Origin of the sequence: Pseudoalteromonas luteoviolacea DSM 6061, from assembly GCF_001625655.1 — a bacterium.
In the GTDB taxonomy this organism is placed as follows: domain Bacteria; phylum Pseudomonadota; class Gammaproteobacteria; order Enterobacterales; family Alteromonadaceae; genus Pseudoalteromonas; species Pseudoalteromonas luteoviolacea.
In genome coordinates this window covers 54,845-73,743 of record NZ_AUYB01000125.1, presented here as the reverse complement: position 1 = coordinate 73,743, position 18,899 = coordinate 54,845, and the positions used below count along the sequence as shown (strand labels likewise).

The window sequence follows — 18,899 nt, the reverse complement described above, 5'->3', positions numbered from 1 at the left end:
GTGGGCACATTGTCATTTCATACCTTCCTCACACCAAAGTAAAGGTTAATTAGTCGACAATTATACAAGTAAACGCTAGTGTATACTTGTTATGTGAAAAGGTAAACGATGTCGTGTACTTTTTTATTTTATTAATAAACGTTGGCGTTTACTTTTTATTGTCCCTAATATTGGTTAAACTTATGTTAATTGATAAGTAAGAGAGAAATTGATGACACAATTGTCAGCAAAGCAACAAGCAATAGTGAGTGCTGCAATCGAACAGTTTGCATTAATGGGGTTGCAAGCGACGACGATGGAGGCGATATGTCAAAAAGCAGAAGTATCAAAGCGCACTCTATACAAGCATTATCCAAATAAGGAAGCTTTGTTTGATGCTGTGGTAATTTCGCTTATTGAAAGAATTCAGCCTTTATCTGCTATTCAGTTTATTCCTAACTATGACTTTGAGGTGCAGCTGAAGCATTTAGCAAATAGTGCGGTTGGCCTACTGAGCGATCCAGACTATATTAGGCTTTCTCGAATCGTAATGATTGAATCAATGCGCAGTGAAGAGCAAGCAAAACGCTTAAATGAAAAGTTTAGCCACTGTGAAAAATCTATGGTGGTATGGTTTGAAGAAGCAGCACTAGCTGGCTGCTTAGGTGATTGCGAAGCGCATTTTGCAGCCGCATTTTTCTGGGGAGGCCTAAAACGGCTAACGTTTTGGGAGATGGCCATACGCTGGCAACCCCCCATCGATGAGCAGCAATTGTCTGACTTTATTTCCCAGGCATGTAAGCTTTTTTGTAATGGTGTTAATCCACGCCAATAAAACCGCCAGTTTGATGTGCCCAAAGCTTGGCATAGATCCCTTGTTTGTTGAGCAACTCTTGGTGAGTACCTTGCTCAACGATTTTGCCTTGGTCAATGACTACTAGCCGGTCCATTTTCGCAATAGTCGACAGCCTATGGGCTATTGCGATAACCGTTTTATTCTTCATTAGGTTATTCAGACTTTTTTGTATTGCGATTTCAGACTCTGAATCTAGCGCTGAAGTAGCCTCATCTAGAATCAATATAGGCGCATTTTTTAACAAAACCCTCGCGATGGCGATTCTCTGTCTTTGCCCCCCCGATAATTTTACACCCCGTTCTCCAACCTTCGCATCTAAGCCAGTATTGCCATAACTGTCCTCAAGTTCGTTGATAAAATCTAGCGCTTGCGCTTGTTTTATCGCCTCTAGAAGATCCTCATCACTTGCCTCTGGTCTGCCGTATAAAACATTGTCTCGTACACTGCGGTGCAGTAGAGCGGTGTCTTGCGTAACCATGGCAATGTGTCTTCTAAGGCTCTCTTGAGTGACATGGCTAATGTCTTGTCCATCGATGGTAATTTTGCCATTGTCTAAATCGTAAAAGCGTAGCAATAAATTCACCAAGGTTGATTTTCCAGCCCCAGAGCGACCTACTAAACCAATCTTCTCGCCACTTTTAATTTTGAGTGTTAGGTCTTCAAATATTGACGTTGATGTATTTTGGTCCTGCTTTTTGTAAGCGAAGTCCAGATTATCAAAATGTATAGCACCTGAAGTAACTTGCAGTTCATTTGTGGTTGTTGGATCTTTTACTGAAACCGGTTTAGACAGGGTATTCATGCCATCAGCGACTGTGCCAATATTCTCAAATAGACTACTGATTTCCCACATAATCCATTGCGACATGCCATTTAGTCGCAATGAAAGACTGACTGCAACAGCAATGGCACCTGTGGTAATCGCTGAATCGGCCCACAAGTATAGTGAAAGGCCTGCAATTAAAAATACCAGCATGTAGTTAATGGTTTGAATGCTTACATTGAGACTGGTAACCAAACGCATTTGTTTGTAAACAGGAGTCATAAACAAGTTCATACTGCTTTTTGCGTAATCCTCTTCACGCCTTGTATAAGAGAATAGTTTTACTGTTGATATATTGGTGTAGCTATCTACTATGCGTCCTGTCATTTCTGAGCGCGCATCGGCTTGCTCTGATGCAACCGATTTAAGTCTTGGCACAAAATATATTTGCAAAATAATATAAAAAGCTAACCAAATTAATAGAGGTGCGAGTAGTCTAGGGTCACTACTGCCAATTAGAATTAATGTGGCACCAAAATAAACGGCGATGTAAACCAATACATCTAGTAACTTCATTACCGCCTCTCGTATAGCTAAAGAGGTCTGCATTACCTTAGTAGCGATACGGCCAGCAAATTCATCTTGGTAAAATTCCATACTTTGTTTGAGAAGATAGCGATGGGACAACCATCTTATAGCCATAGGGTAATTACCAAGCAAACTTTGGTGTAGTAGTGCGCTATGTAGAAAAACTAAAATTGGTATTCCAATGACAGTGATAAGAGCCATTATAGTGAGCTCACTTGACTTCTCTTCGAACAATTGTGCTGGTGTCATTGCTTGCATCCAATCTACCAGTGTACCCATAAAGCTAAACAGCGTAACTTCAAGTACTGCCAGCAGTGCAGCACAAATAGACATTACAACTAAAGGCTTTTCCATCCCTTTAGTGTAAAAGCGGCAAAAAGCATAAAGGGAACTAGGTGGTTGCTCTGCGTCTTTAGCTGGAAAGGGCTGGGTAATTTTTTCAAAGAGTTTATACATGCCAATTTTGATTAAAAAAGATCCGTTTATACAAACATATCTATTTTTTCGTCATTTGGCAGCTTAAAAAATGAATAAAGTGTCTATTGGCTACAAGAGTTTACGATTTTTTAAGGAGGGTAACAGGTGAGCGGGGAGGCTCACCTAGTATCGAATCGCAGATTACGCTTGTTCTTCTACGTCATGGCCATACGTTTTACGCATGATCAAAACATATGCATTGGTAAATGCCTGTTCTTGGTATTTTCTTAAACCTGTATCAGCATAATCTACTGGCACTGGGTTACGTTTTATCTGTTCTTTTACTTCAGTCGCATTTAATAAGTGAACTTCTGCGTTGTCTATAAGCTGAAATGCGGCTTCCATTTTAAAGCCAGCAGCGCTTCCTGCGAATTTACCTTTGTGTGCACGCTGACGAATCGCTATCGTGTCAATTTGGTAATCTTCGACAAGTTTTGACAAGTCAAAGTGAAACTTGCGCATGGCTTCTTGATCTTGGCCAATATTCGGTAATGTAAAGCGTGTTTGTCGAATGTCACGAATATCAAAGACGTCGTTTTCTTTAGTTAAAAGACAAAGCATCGCTTCGCTGCCAGTGATTTCTACGCCAAGTGTTCTCATTGTGTTTCCCAATTTATAGCTAATGGCTGCGATCATAGCATAGCTTTTTCATTAAATCGTAATTTCTATTGCAATAGCGGCATGATCCGAATAACGAATGTCCTCATCGTCTCTTTTGGGGTCTAAATGACTGGCGTAATTATAATAAGTCAGTGACTCTACTTTGCTGTTTGGGTGTGTAGGCGAAAACTCTTTGGATGCGAGAATATAATCTAGAACGTTGCCTTCGCCATGAAAGTAATGGGTAGGCGGCTTTTGGTCAAATTCAAATTGATTATCTGAAATCGAAAAGCTTTCGAATAACCCGACACTATCAAATTTAGAAGGCTCATTATCAATTGGAAATTGCTCGGTCATGAATGACAGTGCAGGACTTGAAATGTGTGCGTTAAAGTCACCCATTACGAGTGTAGCAGACGACTTTTCGCGCTGAGTTTTTAACGCATCATAATAGACAATTGAAGCTTCAAGGGAGCGAGATATTTGTGATTGCATTGTGCCGACTGTTTGATTGAGTAGTGTTAAAAAAGGGTCTTCTTGGTCGGGTTCTCCGAGAATATGAGCCATGGAATGAACTCGCTGAGACTTAAAATGTACGGCGTAAATGGTCAAAGGCCCAAATCCATCTATTTCAAAAGTACACTTTATTGGCGTTCGATTGAATTTGAATTGTGCCAAGTTATTCAAATACTCTAGTAACTCATGACTAGGTTCAAGGGGTTTACATTGCTTAAATGGGATCTTTGACGCAATAGCCACGACAGGGTTGAATAAAACATTGGCATAAACAGGGTCCTGAGTTGGAGTGTCTACAGTGGCAAAGTATTTCAAGCCTAGCTCATCACAAAGAGAAGCGAGAATATCAGGGTTAAAGACTTCTTGAAAAACAATAACGGATGGGTCAATGTGCTGTATCAGCCCAGTTATAAACTGCGTTTTGGTAACCCATTGAGTTTCGTTATAGGTTTCTTCAGGTTGATAAAAAGCATAAGGGGGTGCCGCGAAATTTAATAAGTTAAAAGACGCAAATTTTATAGATTTCTGTCGCACCATGTATTTCCCTCATTTTTTAATCAATATCGACTACTTAATCTTAGTCTTTTCCTTGCAACTCGTCACGCATCAGGTCACAATACCGTCAGGACTGTAAGACCCCAGTCAAATTTAGCATACCACTGAATAACCAATGCTTATTCGTAAAAGCGTTGATGGGCACACATTACACTAAGATAAATTAAATACATGTGACGCGGCGTAGGTGTCACCACTGTAAATAGGATTAAAAATGCCAGTAATTACCCTTCCTGACGGCAGTCAGCGTATTTTCGAAAACCCAGTTTCCACTCTAGATGTAGCCAAAGACATTGGCCCTGGTCTTGCAAAAGCAACGATTGCAGGCCGTGTAAATGGCGAGCGCGTTGACGCTTGTGACATCATTGAGCAAGATGCTAGCCTTGAAATCATCACCGCAAAAGATGAAGACGGACTTGAAATTATTCGTCACTCTTGTGCGCATTTGATTGGCCATGCAGTTAAGCAACTTTTCCCTGAAGCAAAAATGGCGATAGGTCCTACTATCGACAATGGCTTCTACTACGATATCGACATGGAGCATTCGTTAACTCAAGAAGATCTTGAAGCAATCGAAAAGCGCATGTTGCAATTGGCGAAAACCAATTACGATGTTGTGAAAAAGAAAGTAAGCTGGCAAGAAGCGAGAGATACGTTTGAAGCGCGCGGTGAAACATACAAAATGGAAATCCTTGACGAAAACGTCGCTAAGGATGACCGTCCAGGTCTGTATCACCATGAAGAATATATTGACATGTGTCGTGGTCCACACGTACCTAATATGAAGTTCTGCCAACACTTCAAGATTATGAAGGTTGCAGGTGCGTACTGGCGCGGCAATGCTGATAATAAAATGCTCCAGCGTATCTACGGTACAGCTTGGGCAGATAAAAAACAGCTAAAAGCATATCTTAAACGCCTTGAAGAAGCTGAAAAACGCGACCACCGTAAAATTGGTAAAGCACTTGATTTATGGCACTGGCAAGAAGAAGCTCCTGGCATGGTGTTTTGGCACAATGATGGCTGGAGCATATACCGAGAGCTAGAAGACTTTGTTCGTGAAAAACTACGTGAGTATGACTACGAAGAAGTAAAAGGTCCATTAATGATGGACAGAGGCTTGTGGGAAAAGTCTGGTCACTGGGATAAATACTCTGACGCGATGTTCACGACAGAATCTGAAAAGCGCGAGTACGCTATCAAACCAATGAACTGTCCTGGCCACGTACAAATTTTTAACCAAGGACTTAAATCTTACCGCGACTTGCCACTTCGTATGGCTGAATTTGGTTGTTGTCACCGAAATGAACCGTCTGGTGCTTTGCATGGGTTAATGCGTGTACGCGGATTTACGCAAGATGATGCTCATGTATTCTGTACTGAAGAACAGATTATGGACGAAGTGTCATCATGCATAAAAATGGTTTATGACACATATGAAACTTTTGGTTTTGAAAAAATCGTTGTTAAGTTATCGACACGCCCGGAGAAGCGTATCGGTGAAGACGAGATGTGGGATAAAGCCGAAGCAGCACTTGCTGAAGCGTTACAAACCAACGACATTGAATTTGACTATTTACCTGGCGAAGGTGCGTTCTACGGTCCGAAAATTGAATTCACTTTGTACGATTGCCTAGAACGAGCTTGGCAATGTGGCACAGTGCAGCTAGACTTTGCTCTACCGGGTCGTTTAGGTGCGACTTATGTTGCTGAAAATAACGAACGTAAGACTCCTGTAATGATCCACCGCGCGATTTTGGGTTCAATTGAACGTTTCATTGGTATTCTGACTGAAGAATATGCTGGATTCTTCCCAACTTGGTTAGCGCCTAAGCAAGTTGTAATAATGAATATTACAGACAAACAAGCAGATTATGTCCAAGAAGTTGTACAAAAACTGAATAAACTTGGAATAAGAGCCTGTGCTGACTTGAGAAATGAGAAGATAGGCTTTAAAATCCGCGAGCATACTTTAAAACGTATACCTTATTTGCTTGTTGTTGGTGATAAAGAAGTCGAACAACAAGAGCTAGCAGTAAGAACGCGCAAAGGTGAAGACCTTGGCAAATTCTCTGTAGACGATTTTGTTGCTAAAATTAGCGAAGAAATCAAAAACAGAGTTTAATTTAGTAATATATAACTAGAACCCGTGCGGTATACAAATAGACATCAATACCGCACGTTTAATTTTGGATTTTTTGGAGGAACGTACCATTAGAGGCGGCAAAAAAGGGCAAACTACTGCTCAGAAGAATCGTATCAATGATGAAATCACAGCGAAAGAAGTTCGCTTAATCGATGCTGAAGGTGAGCAAGCGGGCATCGTCTCGTTACGAGATGCACTGGCGCAAGCAGAAAATGCAGGTTTAGACCTCGTTGAAATCAGTCCAAACGCTGAACCACCAGTGTGTAAAGTAATGGACTATGGTAAGTTCGTTTTTGAAAAAGCAAAATTACAAAAAGAACAAAAGAAAAAGCAAAAACAGATCCAAGTTAAAGAAATTAAGTTCCGTCCAGGAACTGATGAAGGTGACTATCAAGTTAAACTTCGTAACTTGCGTAAGTTTTTAGAAGGTGGTGATAAAGCTAAAATCACCATCCGCTTCCGTGGTCGTGAAATGGCTCACCAAGAAATCGCTATTGACATGCTTAACCGTTTGAAAGCTGATTTGGAAGAGATTGCACAAGTGGAATCTTTCCCGAATCGTGTTGAAGGTCGTCAAATGGTTATGATGATGGCACCTATTGCCAAAAAAGCATAAGTCAGGCATAATACGCGCCGATTTTTAAAGAATTTAACACAGGTATATAAAGTACTTTGGCTTTTGTCACTGTCACCTGTGTTGACCGGCTTTAAGTAAACTTTTTGATTTCAATTAGTTTCGCCGGAATAAGGGTGTAAGCTGGGCCAAAAAAGTGATGTTCTCATCCGCCTACTTACATATATTAAAAGCAATATCATTTGGAGTTATTGCAATGGCTTATAAGCTAAAAACACACAGAGGTGCTGCAAAGCGCTTCAAAAAGACTGCTTCAGGCGGTTACAAGCGTAAACAGTCGCATCTTCGTCACATTCTGACTAAGAAGTCTTCTAAGCGTAAACTACACCTACGTGCTAAGTCTATGGTTCATAAGAATGACCTAGGCCTTATCGATCGTATGTTACCATTCGCTTAATAGAGGATATCAGAAATGGCAAGAGTTAAACGCGGTGTTATCGCACGTGCACGTCACAAAAAAGTATTAAAGCAAGCTAAAGGTTACTACGGAGCACGTTCACGTGTTTACCGCGTAGCGTTCCAAGCTGTAACTAAAGCTGGTCAATATGCATACCGTGACCGTCGCGCTAAGAAACGTACTTTCCGTCAACTATGGATTGCACGTATCAACGCTGCAGCACGTCAAAACGGCCTATCTTACAGCCGCTTCATTAACGGCCTTAAAAAGTCGTCAATCGAAATCGATCGTAAGATCCTAGCTGATATCGCAGTATATGACCAAGTAGCTTTCACTGCTCTAGTAGAGAAAGCAAAAGAAGGTCTTGCAGCTTAATTTTTTAAATTAAGTTTAAGCGATGTAAAAAGGAGCCTTTGGCTCCTTTTTTAGTTTTCCTGTCTCAACAAATCCTGCTGATCAACTTACTACCGAATCACTATTTGTTTTTCAATAAGATCTTATCTAAAACCGCTGTGCTTAGCACACGTTTGAGGTAGCCCATAAAGTATGTGGGGAATGTCACGTAATATCTTGCTTTGGCTTTTGGCGCATTAATAGCGTGAAACAACTTATCATAAACGGCCTCTGGGCCAAGCGTAAATTTCTGCGGTGCAGTTTGTGCTTTGAGCCTGTTCAATTGGGCTTGATATTCTGACTTATGATAACTGTCATTGATATTTATATGCTTTTCAAAAGCGATACGAGCATTTTTCCTAAACTCAGATAAAATAGGACCCGGTTCGATTAAGCTGATCTGGATGTTGGTACCGGCTAACTCCATTCTTAGAGTATCGGTTAGTCCTTCTAACGCAAATTTACTGGCGTTATAAGCTCCCCGATAGGGTAGAGCAACTAAGCCTAAAACAGAAGAATTCTGAATGATTCTTCCTTGCCCTCTATTTCGCATGTGTTTGACAGCTAAGTTGGTCAAGGTATGCCAGCCAAAGAAATTGATTTCAAATTGTTGTCGCAGTACTTCTGTTGGTAGATCTTCTACCGCACCGGGCTGCCCGTAAGCACCATTGTTAAATAAAACGTCAAGTTTGCCATTGCATAATGATAAAGCTTGATCAAACCCTTCCCGTATTGATTGCTCATCAGCTAAATCTAACAAAATACATGGAATACCTAGCGCTTCAAACTGATTTAAGTGTTCAGGGTTGCGGACTGACGCAATTACTTTGTACCCATCTTTATGCAGTGTTTTAGCACAATATAACCCAATTCCTGTTGAACAGCCTGTAATTAATATGCTTTTACTCATTGGTTTAGTTAAATTTTCCTTAGTTATGCTGCGCATTAGTGCGTTTAACTGTGAATTTTTGTTGAATCACCGCACATTGTAAGCCGTAATATAAAATATTGATATAATCAACTTTATACAAAAAAGACACAAAGAATGTTTATGAGTTTAGGTATTGTTCTGCTTTCTGCAACGCTTAATTTGAATAGTCATCTACCCCCATTGCAGCCTTGGCAAGGCGAAAGTTTAAGCCTTCTACAAAAAGATGGGCTGTTGACGACTGACTTTGAGCTGAGTGCAGGAGAAGAGTCACCCAATTATGAGCAAACCAATGCTTTCATTAAACGCTTAGTTGCGGCAAACCCGACACAGTTCCAATCTATAAAAATAGGCGAAAGTGATCAGGGCAGAGATATTAATATGCTGTTGGCGGTGGAAGATAGCCAGTTCTCTGCTGCAATGATGAAGAATAACAACAAACCAACAGTGCTTATTCAAGCGGGTATTCATTCGGGTGAGATTGACGGTAAAGACGCGATGTTTATGTTACTTAGAGACATTGCGACGGGAAAAAGGCGCGATATCCTAAGTAAAGTCAACATCCTGTTTATCCCAATTTTAAATGTTGATGGGCATGAAAGGCGTAGTGAGTTTAACCGTATTAATCAGCGCGGCCCGCTCAAAATGGGCTTTAGAACAAATACTAAGAATTTAAATCTAAACAGGGATTACACTAAGCTAGACACACCTGGCGTAAGAGCAGTATTACAAGTAATTAAGGATTTTGATCCATCTTTGTATGTAGATGTTCATGTCACTGATGGTGCTGACTATCAATATGATATTACCTATGGATTTAACCCTAGTTTTGCAAGTGACGCACCAGCGATTGCAAAGGTACTTGAAGAACAGTTTTCACCAATTATCAATGACAAACTAACAAAACAAGGTCATATACCAGGCCCGTTAGTATTCGTGATGAACAAGCGGAATTTAAAGCAAGGTTTGGCAGGGTGGGTGGCTTCACCACGGTTTTCTAATGGCTGGGGAGACATTAAAGGCCTTCCTACAATTCTTGTAGAAAATCACTCTTTAAAACCATACAAACAACGCGTACTAGGAACTTATGTATTCATTGATGGGGTGATTGATGCGTTGTCTCAACAACATAAAGCTCTACATAAAGCCATAGAAACAGAAAGGCATTTTTATCCTTCAGAATTGGTTTTAGAAAGAAGTTATAGTAAAAAACCTGACTTGATAAGTTTTAAGGGCATCAAGTATAAGCAGTTTGATAGCGCACTGTCGGGTCACCAAGAAGTAAAATATTTGGGAGAGCCTGTGGAATACGACAAACTCCCTGTATTTTGGCAAAAAGAGATAAAAACTAAAGTTCAGGTACCTCAGGCATTTTATATACCGCCTCAGTATGGCTCGATTGTAGAAAAGCTATCACTTCATGGTATTGAAGTAACAAAGCTCTCAGAACCTTTAGAGTTAAAAGCTTTAACGCAATTAAAAGTAACGAATTATGAGTTTGCTAAAAAGCCATTTGAAGGTCGTTTTCGCGTGAATGCAGAGTTTGAGGAGCAAAAATTAAAAGAGTCTCCGGTAGCAGAGGGCTGGTATGAAGTTTCGACTCAACAACCATACTCTGAACTCGCCACACATTTACTGCACCCATTGGCGCCAGATTCATTTTTTGCGTGGGGAGACTTCTTAAGTATTTTTCAACGTACAGAATATGTTGAAAATTATGCACTTGAGCCATATGCTAGAAAAATGTTAAAAGAGAGTCCTAAGCTTGCACTAGCATTCGATAAGCGAATTAGTGAAGACAGTGCTTTTGCAAAAAGTGATGAGCAGAGGCTTGAATGGTTGTATGAGAAAACTCCATATTACGACCAAGCGTATTTGAAATATCCGATTTTAATGTCGTATCAGAGTAATTAGTATGAAGGTTATTACCATACCAGTAACCCCTTTTATGCAAAACTGCAGGGTTATTGCTTGCGATGTAACGGGTAAAGCTGCCATAGTGGATCCTGGTGGTGACGCAGACAAGATTTTATCGGTTATTAACAGTAACGAATTAACAATAGAGTTTATACTTCTAACGCATGGTCACTTGGATCATGTGGGTGCAAGTACCGAGCTGGCTAAGTCTCTTAATGTAGAGATTATTGGCCCTCATATAGAAGATAAGTTTTGGTTAGACGGTTTGCCTATGCAAGCTCAAATGTTTGGGTTTGAGCCTCAATCTGGATTCTATCCACATAAATGGTTAGACGAAGGTGATGTGGTGGAGTTAGGTGAACTTAGATTGACAGTTAAGCACTGCCCTGGACATACCCCAGGACACGTTGTTTTTCATGAGCCTAAAAGTGCGTCGGTGCTTGTTGGAGATGTATTGTTTAAGGGCTCTGTGGGGCGTACTGATTTTCCAAAGGGAGACGCCGCACAACTTAAGCACGCTATAGAAACTAAGCTTTTTACGCTTGATGATGAAACCAGAGTCATGAGCGGTCACGGAGAAGATACCAGTATAGGGTATGAGAAGCGCCACAATCCATTTATGAGTGGCCGCTTCGGATAATAACTGCGTGAATAGCGTAATGTTTAACACTAAAATATAAAGATAAATATGTCATTAAATCAAGTTGATCGTCAGATATTAGCGTTGTTACAGCAGGATGCCAGCCTGTCTACAGCAGAAATTGCAGACAAAGTTGGATTGTCACAATCACCCTGTTGGAGACGAATAGCTAAATTGGAGCAAGATGGGTTTATCAAAGGGAAAGTTGCACTTTTGGATGAAAAGCAGCTTGGTTTTGATATGCTGGTTTATGCTCATGTAAAGCTATCCAATCATGGGCGTAACAATCTTGCTGAATTTGAAAAGCTGATAATGAGCTATGATGAAGTAACAGAGTGTTACACTATGGCCGGTACCATGGATTTCATGTTACGCATCATTTCTAAAGGGATTGAAGGGTACGAATTATTTGTTCGAGACAATCTCTTAAACCTCGAGTACGTTCAAGAGGTTCACTCTAATGTAACCATGACATGCGTTAAGCGCTCTACTGCGTTGCCAATCATTTAGTGTCACACAGACATCTCAATTTAACACTATAATGTATCATGTTTGTTAAAAGCGCTGGATTTTGTTAGGATCCAGCGCTTTTCTGTCGTAGTAAAAAACACTGGGGATATAAATGTTTAATCTTATAGGCAAAGCGCCGAGCTCTGCTAAGAACGACGTGCTGTCAGGTTTAACCGTTGCGTTGGCACTGGTTCCTGAAGCGGTCGCATTCGCGTTTGTTGCACAAGTGGACCCACTTGTTGGTCTTTATGCAGCGTTCATCGTTGGACTTATCACATCAATTTTTGGTGGACGTCCAGGCATGATTTCAGGTGCGACTGGTGCACTTGCAGTAGTTATGGTAAGCCTTGTGGTTGAACATGGAGTGGAATATCTTTTTGCCACGGTTCTATTGATGGGTATTCTTCAGATCCTTGCTGGTATATTTAAACTTGGTAAATTTATCAGGATGGTACCGCACCCGGTAATGCTGGGGTTTGTTAATGGTCTTGCGATAGTTATTTTCCTAGCACAACTTGGCCAATTCAAAGTGATGGATGACTCTGGAACGCTTCAATGGATGCAAGGCTCTGAGCTATACATCATGGCGGGTCTTGTTGCTTTAACCATGGGTATTATTCATTTCTTACCAAAATTAACCACGGCTATTCCATCAAGTCTTGCGGCAATCCTCGTTGTAACGGGAATTGTGATTGGATTTGATTTAGATGCACGAAATGTATTGGATTACCTTAAAGATATGAGTGGTAATGCAGATGCAACGATTGCTGGTGGTTTCCCTGCGTTTCATATTCCAGATGTACCTTGGAACTTAGAAACATTCAAAATTATTTTCCCTTATGCACTTATTTTGGCAGCAATTGGTCTGATTGAATCACTACTAACCTTGACGCTTATCGATGAAATCACTGAAACTCGCGGTAATAGTAACCGTGAATGTGTCGGTCAAGGCGCAGCAAACGTAACGTGCGGTGTGTTTGGTGCTATGGGTGGTTGTGCAATGATTGGTCAGTCAATGATCAATATTAACTCAGGCGGCCGAAGTAGATTGTCTGGTATTACTGCTGCTTTACTATTATTGGGCTTTATTTTATTTGCAGCTGGTTTAATCGAAATGATTCCATTGGCGGCCCTTGTCGGTGTTATGTTCATGGTTGTATTGGGCACATTTGAGTGGTCAAGCTTCCGTCTAATGAAGCGTATTCCAAAGAGTGATGCATTTGTAATTGTGCTTGTATCTGGTGTAACGGTAGTAACTGATCTTGCAATTGCAGTTTGTGTGGGTGTTATCGTTTCTGCGCTGGTTTTTGCTTGGGAGCATGCGAAGCATATCTATACGAGTAACTACATAGACGAAGAAGGTTCAAAAGTATACGAGTTACATGGTCCGTTGTTCTTTGGTTCTGTGAAAAACTTTGCTGAGCTATTTGATGTTGCAAACGATCCTGATGATGTGATTGTAGAATTTAAGCATAGCCGAGTGGCAGATCATAGTGCTATTGAAGCAATTGATGCACTAGCAGACAAGTATACTAAAGCTGGTAAGAAGCTACATCTGCGCCACCTTAGCCAAGATTGTAAACAATTATTGGATAAGGCATGTGATTTAGTGGAAGTCAATGTGATAGAAGATCCGAAATATAAAGTCGCTTCAGATAAGCTCGCATAAAAGATATTTTGATTGTCTATAAAAGCCCGCTAAAAGCGGGCTTTTTGATATAAATAGAGGACTTCGTAAGACCAATTTAATATTTTCGGCTCATTTTTATCATTTCCTATGGTAAAGGCTATTGCTCTTGATTAAGGTAGTTTCCAAATTCACACGGAAACCGAGTTAGTATGAAAAAATACCTCACAGCCATTGCTTTTGCATCTACACTTTCTAGCTTTTACTCTGTTGCTCAACAAGGCAATGTCAGCGTAAATACGCTCGTTAAGACAACTAATAGCTGGGATGGCTCATCATTGCCAGCTTATCCAAGCGGTACGCCAGAAATTACAATTTTGGATATCAATATACCCGCTGGTACGACATTGCCACTTCACATCCATCCTGTTATAAACGCAGGAGTGGTAATTAAAGGGCAACTTAAAGTGACTAAACCTAGTGGAGAAGTACTGATGCTCAATGCTGGCGATCCGATAGTGGAGCTGGTTAATCAAGTCCACACAGGGAAAGCACTTGGGGAAGAAGACGTGAGGATCATTGTTTTTTATGCGGGGGAAAAAGGCAAAGCAATAACAGTTAAAAAGCAGTGATTGATAAGGTTGGTTTGCGCGTTTATGCAGCAAACCAATACAGTGACATTATGCTGACAAATGGCGCGTATGGTTGAGAAAAAACTCATAGAGAGCTTTGACTTTTGCGTTATCTTTTAAGTCTTTATGATAGGTATACCAAAGCGAGCCGACAAAGTCAGTTGCAAACAAGTCACTACTATTGAGCTTTACTAGATGTTTATGCTTGCTCGCCTCCAATTCTGAAACTGGCCCAATCCCCATTCCGCAAAGCACCGCAGATTGAATGTCTAAAAATTGATTGCTCGAATATACGACGCTGTCATTACATAGCCTTTTTATAACTTCATTAATAAATGGTATATGGTGCTTACTCTTGTCTGGCATGAGCCACTGATGTTCATTCATCTGTGACACATCATTCGGTAACCCAAACTCGTCTACATAACTTTGAGATGCATAATACGCCATGGTAATTGAAGCAACGTGACGTACAATAATATCTGGATCTTGAGGCTTAGGACCGGCTCGCAGCGCAACATGTACAGCACCACTTTGCGCTGGAATGACCTCGTCGGTTGCGAGCAACTCTACTCTTACCTTAGGGTATTGTCGTCTAAATGCTTGCAGGGCTGGCGCTAAGAGTGCAGAGTAAGAGGTAACAGTTGTTATTCTAATTTTGCCGCTAAAGTCTTGTTGGATACTCTGCAACTTATCTTCTAGGGACAAAAATTGTGAATCGATTTCTGGCAGGACCTCGCTCATGATGACTCCTGCATCAGTGAGTTTGTAGCCTCTTTGGTGGCGAATAAACAGTTTAACGTTCAGCGCTTCTTCTAAGCGGTTGATATGGCGTAAAACGGTAGTGTGATTACACTGTAACAGTGCTGCTGCTTTGGCCAAAGAACCTGCTTTTGCCACAATATGCGCAACTCTAAAGTCATCCCAATTTAACTTTTGCATTGAAGATAAGTTATTCCAATTCGTCTAAGTTATTAGTATATACTTTTTTGCACAACAGTTTTGTGAATTATGCACTACTTATGAGTAATTTAAATCGGTAATCTAGGCTCAAGTATCTGACGAGGTAGGAAGCACGGTGCTAAAGAATACAGAAAAAAGTTTTGGTGTAGTTGCCATTCTCATTCATTGGGTGATGGCTATCTCGATATTTTTTATGTTTGGACTTGGCCTGTATATGGTGGAGTTAACATATTATGACCCTTGGTATCGAGGCTCATTAGATTTGCACAAATCCATCGGAATGCTGCTTATTGCTTTTTTGGTGATTAGGTTGATATGGCGACAAATCAATGTGAAGCCAAATGATTTGCCTGGCTCTAAATTAGAACAGACCGCCGCGAGAATAGGGCATTTTGTGCTTTATGCGTTGATGTTATTAATTATGGTGAGCGGTTATTTAATCTCCACTGCAGATGGCCGACCTATAGCTGTATTTGAACTGGTTAATGTTCCCGCGCTGCCTTGGTCTTTCGACAATCAAGAGGATATCGTTGGTGAAATCCACTTTTGGTTGGCATGGGCATTAATGGTATCTGTTGCAGGGCATATTGGTGCTGCTTTAAAGCATCAATTTATAAATAAAGATGGCGGTTTGGTCCGCATGTTAAAAGTGAATAAAGAAAACTAATTACAGTATCTTGAGAGGAATATATGAAAAAACGTATGTTATCAGCGATTGTAGCTGCTGGTTTAGCGATATCAGGCATGGCAGAGGCAGCCGAATACAAAATCGATAAAGCTGGTGCGCATGCTTTTATCAATTTTAAGATTAAGCATTTAGGCTATAGTTGGCTTACAGGTCGATTCAATGATTTTGATGGTAAATTTACCTATGACAAATCGAATCCAAACGCGTCAAAAATTAATGTTGTGATCAACACTGCTAGCATCGACTCAAATCATGCTGAGCGAGACAAGCATCTGCGTGGAAAAGATTTTCTAAATGTAAAAAAATTCCCTAAAGCGACTTTCGAGAGTACTAAATACGAGCAATTGAACGACAACGAAGGCAAGTTGACAGGAATATTAGAGCTCCATGGTGTGAAACGTACAATCACGTTTCCGGTTGAAAAAATTGGTGAAGGGAAAGATCCTTGGGGCGGGTACCGCGCAGGTTTCTCGGGAGAAACATCGATTAAATTGAAAGATTTCGGAATTGACTACAACCTTGGTCCTGCGTCTACTCATGTAACCCTAGAATTGCATATTGAAGGTATTAAGCTTTAACAAAGAATAGGCCTTGATGTTACAAGGCCTATTTCGTCACTTTAAAGCCGCTAGACCTTGCCAGTCTTCTAAATCCTGTTCGGGTTTTTCTTTTCTAAAGTCAGCGTACTGTTTAATGCCAACTTGATCCTCGAGAATATTGACTTGTATACCTTTTTCAATGAGTAAAGGCTCATTTCCACTCGCATTAGTGACATCTCCAACGACCACGCGATTAAACCCTCGCATATACAGCAAAGTTGCACATACATCGCACGGGCTTAAACTGGTGTATAGCGTTGTTTTAGAAAAATCAATCCTGCCTGCGTCTCTTATGGCGCTTGTTTCACCATGATTATATGGGTGAGATTCTTGTACAAGTGTATTGTGCCCTTTACCAACAATTTGCTTTGTATCATTGTCGACGATTACCGCACCTATTGGGCAACCACCCTCGTCGCGGCTTTTTTGAGCTAACAATACCGCTATGCGCATAAAGTCTTTATCCTGCAGGTGCTCAGAAAACTCACAAGAAATCAATGTAGATAAACTCGTAGTCGGCATATGTGCAATGACATTTAATGTGATGTCATTGATTTCAGTATTTTGATTGAACAAAGGTTTGATCATTATTTTATCCAAATAATTGCAACTGTCATAACATATAAAAGAACAATGAGGAGCAATTGTGAAGGAAAGATGCTTAATCATTTAACTCCATAGAAATGTTGGAATTAAGATTGTAGGTACAAACTCTTTATTGCAAGATATAGTCTCTAAACCAAAAAGGATATTACTCATGACTAAATTTGAAATACTAGTCGGTATAGAAGTACAAAATGAATCTTTGTATGCTGATTATCGTGCAGCAATGAAACCAATTTTACATGAGATGGGTGGAGGCTTCGTTTATGACTTTCAGGTACAGAAAGTGTTAAAGAAAGAGGTAGAACACGGAATAAACCGTTTGTTTACTATCCAATTTCCAAACAAAGAAATCATGCAAGCGTTTTTTCAAGATGAAAGGTATTTAGCAATCAAGGCGCAATACTTTACGCCATCGGTTAAAGAAGCAACAATTATTCGCAGCTATGATGTCGTCACATGAAATTGTGAGTAACCCTTTTATACGATTACAGTAGTTTTACATTAAGAAGGAAAATATTGCCCTTCATTATCAGCTTATTTAATTGTATCTTAGCCAACGTTATTTAAGTAATTCAATTAGTTGAAGGGAAGTACAATGAAAAGACTAGTGTTGTGTATGGATGGTACGTGGAACAAGCCTGCACAATATGATCGCGGAAAAAGAAAACCAACTAATGTCGTTAAGTTGGCCAGAGGGATCGAGCCTGTATGTCACGATGGCATTCACCAAGTAGTTTACTATAGCGAGGGTGTAGGGACGCATTGGGGAATAGACAAAATATTAGGTGGAGGCTTTGGTGTAGGCTTATCTGAAAATGTGCTTAAGGCGTATCAATTTTTAGTATTGAATTACCAGCCAGGTGATGAAATCTTTGGCTTTGGTTTTAGCCGAGGAGCCTACACAATTCGCAGTGCGATAGGCCTAATCAACAAAATAGGCTTGCTACCTAAAGATCACGCTTTCTATATGCCAGAAGCCTATCGTCTATACCGAAATAATGCTTCAGATGCAGAAGTCGCAAAATTTAAAAAAGAGCACAATTGCGTAGATGTTTCCATTAAGTTTGTCGGTGTTTGGGATACCGTTGGCGCACTGGGAGTTCCTTTTAAATTTGAGCTAATAAATAGTCGATATCGATTTCATGATGTGAGTCTTACAGAGAATATTCAACATGCATATCATGCTTTGGCTATCGATGAGAAACGTGGCCCGTTTAAACCAGCCATTTGGACTTTACCTACAGGTTCTACTCAAACATTAGAGCAAAAATGGTTTGCTGGTAGCCATAGTAACGTTGGCGGTGGTTATTCAAAAGATGGTCTTGCAAACATCTCATTGCACTGGTTAAAAGACTGTGCGAAACGACATGGCTTAATATTCAATGAAAAATTTTTAGCGTACTATAGGCCGCATCACCTTGACGAATATCGAGATTCGATGAGTTGGATCTATAAGTTTTCAGAAAAGATTAGACAACTTGGAACGGCTCAAAGAACAAATGAGTCGCTTCATGAGAGTGTATATCAGCGCATTTCACAGAGCAGTACATACCAACCTAGCAATGCGTTTGAATTTATTGAGAGACAGTCTAGTAATGACATTTGATGGTTTTATAAAAGCTATGTCTCAATAATTATTTCTCTTTCAGTTTTGTTATTTAATGCTGTCTCTATTTTTGAAGGTACGGAATCACGTTATTGTAAACTGTATCTTTTACGAGATTGCCAGTGTGATGAAACTTGAGTGAAATTAAATCTATGTATGCGTTTTCTAACGACACCTATTTGGCACCTGACAGCATGAAGTCTAAATTAGTTAGTGTGAAAGCGCTTTTATACTTATAGATACTTAACTTTGTTCGAATTAAAACCACGCTCGACTTAA

General features: G+C 40.2%; 20 protein-coding genes. 14 read left to right on the top strand and 6 right to left on the bottom strand.

Going from position 1 to position 18,899, the window contains the following annotated elements; genetic code table 11:
- Positions 1 to 211: 211 nt before the first annotated feature.
- Entirely contained in the window at positions 212 to 814 is a 603-nt protein-coding gene (locus tag N475_RS18300) for a TetR/AcrR family transcriptional regulator (RefSeq protein ID WP_063355956.1), read from the top strand.
- On the opposite strand, the gene N475_RS18295 is transcribed toward N475_RS18300, so the two are convergent.
- The 3 genes from N475_RS18295 to N475_RS18285 form a co-directional block, all read right to left on the bottom strand.
- Positions 798 to 2,642, bottom strand: coding sequence for an ABC transporter ATP-binding protein (locus tag N475_RS18295; RefSeq protein ID WP_063365755.1), 1,845 nt, complete (start codon positions 2,640 to 2,642; stop codon positions 798 to 800). The genes N475_RS18300 and N475_RS18295 overlap by 17 nt on opposite strands.
- A gap of 162 nt (positions 2,643 to 2,804) precedes the next feature.
- Entirely contained in the window at positions 2,805 to 3,263 is a 459-nt protein-coding gene (locus N475_RS18290) for a DUF3010 family protein (RefSeq protein ID WP_063356005.1), read from the bottom strand.
- Between the two features lie 51 nt (positions 3,264 to 3,314).
- Positions 3,315 to 4,316: an endonuclease/exonuclease/phosphatase family protein gene (locus N475_RS18285; RefSeq protein ID WP_227008412.1), complete on the bottom strand. Its 1,002-nt coding sequence runs from the start codon at positions 4,314 to 4,316 to the stop codon at positions 3,315 to 3,317.
- Between the two features lie 232 nt (positions 4,317 to 4,548).
- Between N475_RS18285 and thrS the strand changes: the two genes are divergently transcribed.
- The 4 genes from thrS to rplT all read left to right on the top strand — a co-directional run bounded on the left by thrS (position 4,549) and on the right by rplT (position 7,886).
- A complete protein-coding gene (thrS, locus tag N475_RS18280; protein ID WP_063355954.1) occupies positions 4,549 to 6,459 on the top strand; it encodes a threonine--tRNA ligase in 1,911 nt (636 codons plus the stop codon).
- Positions 6,460 to 6,532: 73 nt separating this feature from the next.
- Entirely contained in the window at positions 6,533 to 7,096 is a 564-nt protein-coding gene (infC, locus tag N475_RS18275) for a translation initiation factor IF-3 (protein ID WP_081215850.1), read from the top strand.
- Between the two features lie 214 nt (positions 7,097 to 7,310).
- A complete protein-coding gene (gene rpmI / locus N475_RS18270) occupies positions 7,311 to 7,511 on the top strand; it encodes a 50S ribosomal protein L35 (RefSeq protein WP_023398350.1) in 201 nt (66 codons plus the stop codon).
- A 15-nt stretch (positions 7,512 to 7,526) separates the two neighbouring features.
- Entirely contained in the window at positions 7,527 to 7,886 is a 360-nt protein-coding gene (rplT, locus tag N475_RS18265) for a 50S ribosomal protein L20 (RefSeq protein WP_023398349.1), read from the top strand.
- Between the two features lie 100 nt (positions 7,887 to 7,986).
- Here rplT and N475_RS18260 read toward each other — a convergent pair whose 3' ends face one another.
- A complete protein-coding gene (locus N475_RS18260; RefSeq protein WP_063355953.1) occupies positions 7,987 to 8,814 on the bottom strand; it encodes an SDR family oxidoreductase in 828 nt (275 codons plus the stop codon).
- 141 nt (positions 8,815 to 8,955) lie between these two features.
- Between N475_RS18260 and N475_RS18255 the strand changes: the two genes are divergently transcribed.
- The 5 genes from N475_RS18255 (at position 8,956) to N475_RS18235 (ending at position 14,158) form a co-directional block, all read left to right on the top strand.
- Positions 8,956 to 10,746 carry a M14 family metallopeptidase gene (locus N475_RS18255; RefSeq protein ID WP_405127401.1) on the top strand — a complete coding sequence of 597 codons (1,791 nt, stop codon included), beginning with the start codon at positions 8,956 to 8,958 and terminating at the stop codon, positions 10,744 to 10,746.
- A gap of 1 nt (position 10,747) precedes the next feature.
- A complete protein-coding gene (locus N475_RS18250; protein ID WP_063355951.1) occupies positions 10,748 to 11,389 on the top strand; it encodes an MBL fold metallo-hydrolase in 642 nt (213 codons plus the stop codon).
- Between the two features lie 48 nt (positions 11,390 to 11,437).
- Positions 11,438 to 11,899 (top strand): Lrp/AsnC family transcriptional regulator, encoded by a 462-nt coding sequence (locus N475_RS18245; protein WP_063355950.1) that lies wholly within the window; start codon positions 11,438 to 11,440, stop codon positions 11,897 to 11,899.
- 112 nt (positions 11,900 to 12,011) lie between these two features.
- Positions 12,012 to 13,568 carry a SulP family inorganic anion transporter gene (locus N475_RS18240; RefSeq protein WP_063355949.1) on the top strand — a complete coding sequence of 519 codons (1,557 nt, stop codon included), beginning with the start codon at positions 12,012 to 12,014 and terminating at the stop codon, positions 13,566 to 13,568.
- 170 nt (positions 13,569 to 13,738) lie between these two features.
- A complete protein-coding gene (locus tag N475_RS18235; RefSeq protein ID WP_063355948.1) occupies positions 13,739 to 14,158 on the top strand; it encodes a cupin domain-containing protein in 420 nt (139 codons plus the stop codon).
- A gap of 48 nt (positions 14,159 to 14,206) precedes the next feature.
- On the opposite strand, the gene N475_RS18230 is transcribed toward N475_RS18235, so the two are convergent.
- Positions 14,207 to 15,100, bottom strand: a complete 894-nt coding sequence (locus tag N475_RS18230) for a LysR family transcriptional regulator (RefSeq protein ID WP_063365753.1) — start codon at positions 15,098 to 15,100, stop codon at positions 14,207 to 14,209.
- A 136-nt stretch (positions 15,101 to 15,236) separates the two neighbouring features.
- Here N475_RS18230 and N475_RS18225 point away from each other — a divergent pair, with 136 nt between their 5' ends.
- Complete coding sequence (locus N475_RS18225) at positions 15,237 to 15,788, top strand: cytochrome b (RefSeq protein WP_063365752.1); 552 nt, start codon at positions 15,237 to 15,239, stop codon at positions 15,786 to 15,788.
- 23 nt (positions 15,789 to 15,811) lie between these two features.
- Entirely contained in the window at positions 15,812 to 16,387 is a 576-nt protein-coding gene (locus N475_RS18220) for a YceI family protein (RefSeq protein WP_063355945.1), read from the top strand.
- A 36-nt stretch (positions 16,388 to 16,423) separates the two neighbouring features.
- On the opposite strand, the gene N475_RS18215 is transcribed toward N475_RS18220, so the two are convergent.
- Positions 16,424 to 16,996 carry a nucleoside deaminase gene (locus tag N475_RS18215; RefSeq protein ID WP_063355944.1) on the bottom strand — a complete coding sequence of 191 codons (573 nt, stop codon included), beginning with the start codon at positions 16,994 to 16,996 and terminating at the stop codon, positions 16,424 to 16,426.
- A gap of 169 nt (positions 16,997 to 17,165) precedes the next feature.
- Between N475_RS18215 and N475_RS18210 the strand changes: the two genes are divergently transcribed.
- Both N475_RS18210 and N475_RS18205 read left to right on the top strand, forming a co-directional pair.
- Positions 17,166 to 17,474, top strand: coding sequence for a DUF1330 domain-containing protein (locus N475_RS18210; RefSeq protein ID WP_063355943.1), 309 nt, complete (start codon positions 17,166 to 17,168; stop codon positions 17,472 to 17,474).
- Positions 17,475 to 17,609: 135 nt separating this feature from the next.
- Positions 17,610 to 18,620: a DUF2235 domain-containing protein gene (locus tag N475_RS18205; protein ID WP_063355942.1), complete on the top strand. Its 1,011-nt coding sequence runs from the start codon at positions 17,610 to 17,612 to the stop codon at positions 18,618 to 18,620.
- The last annotated feature ends 279 nt before the right edge of the window (positions 18,621 to 18,899 follow it).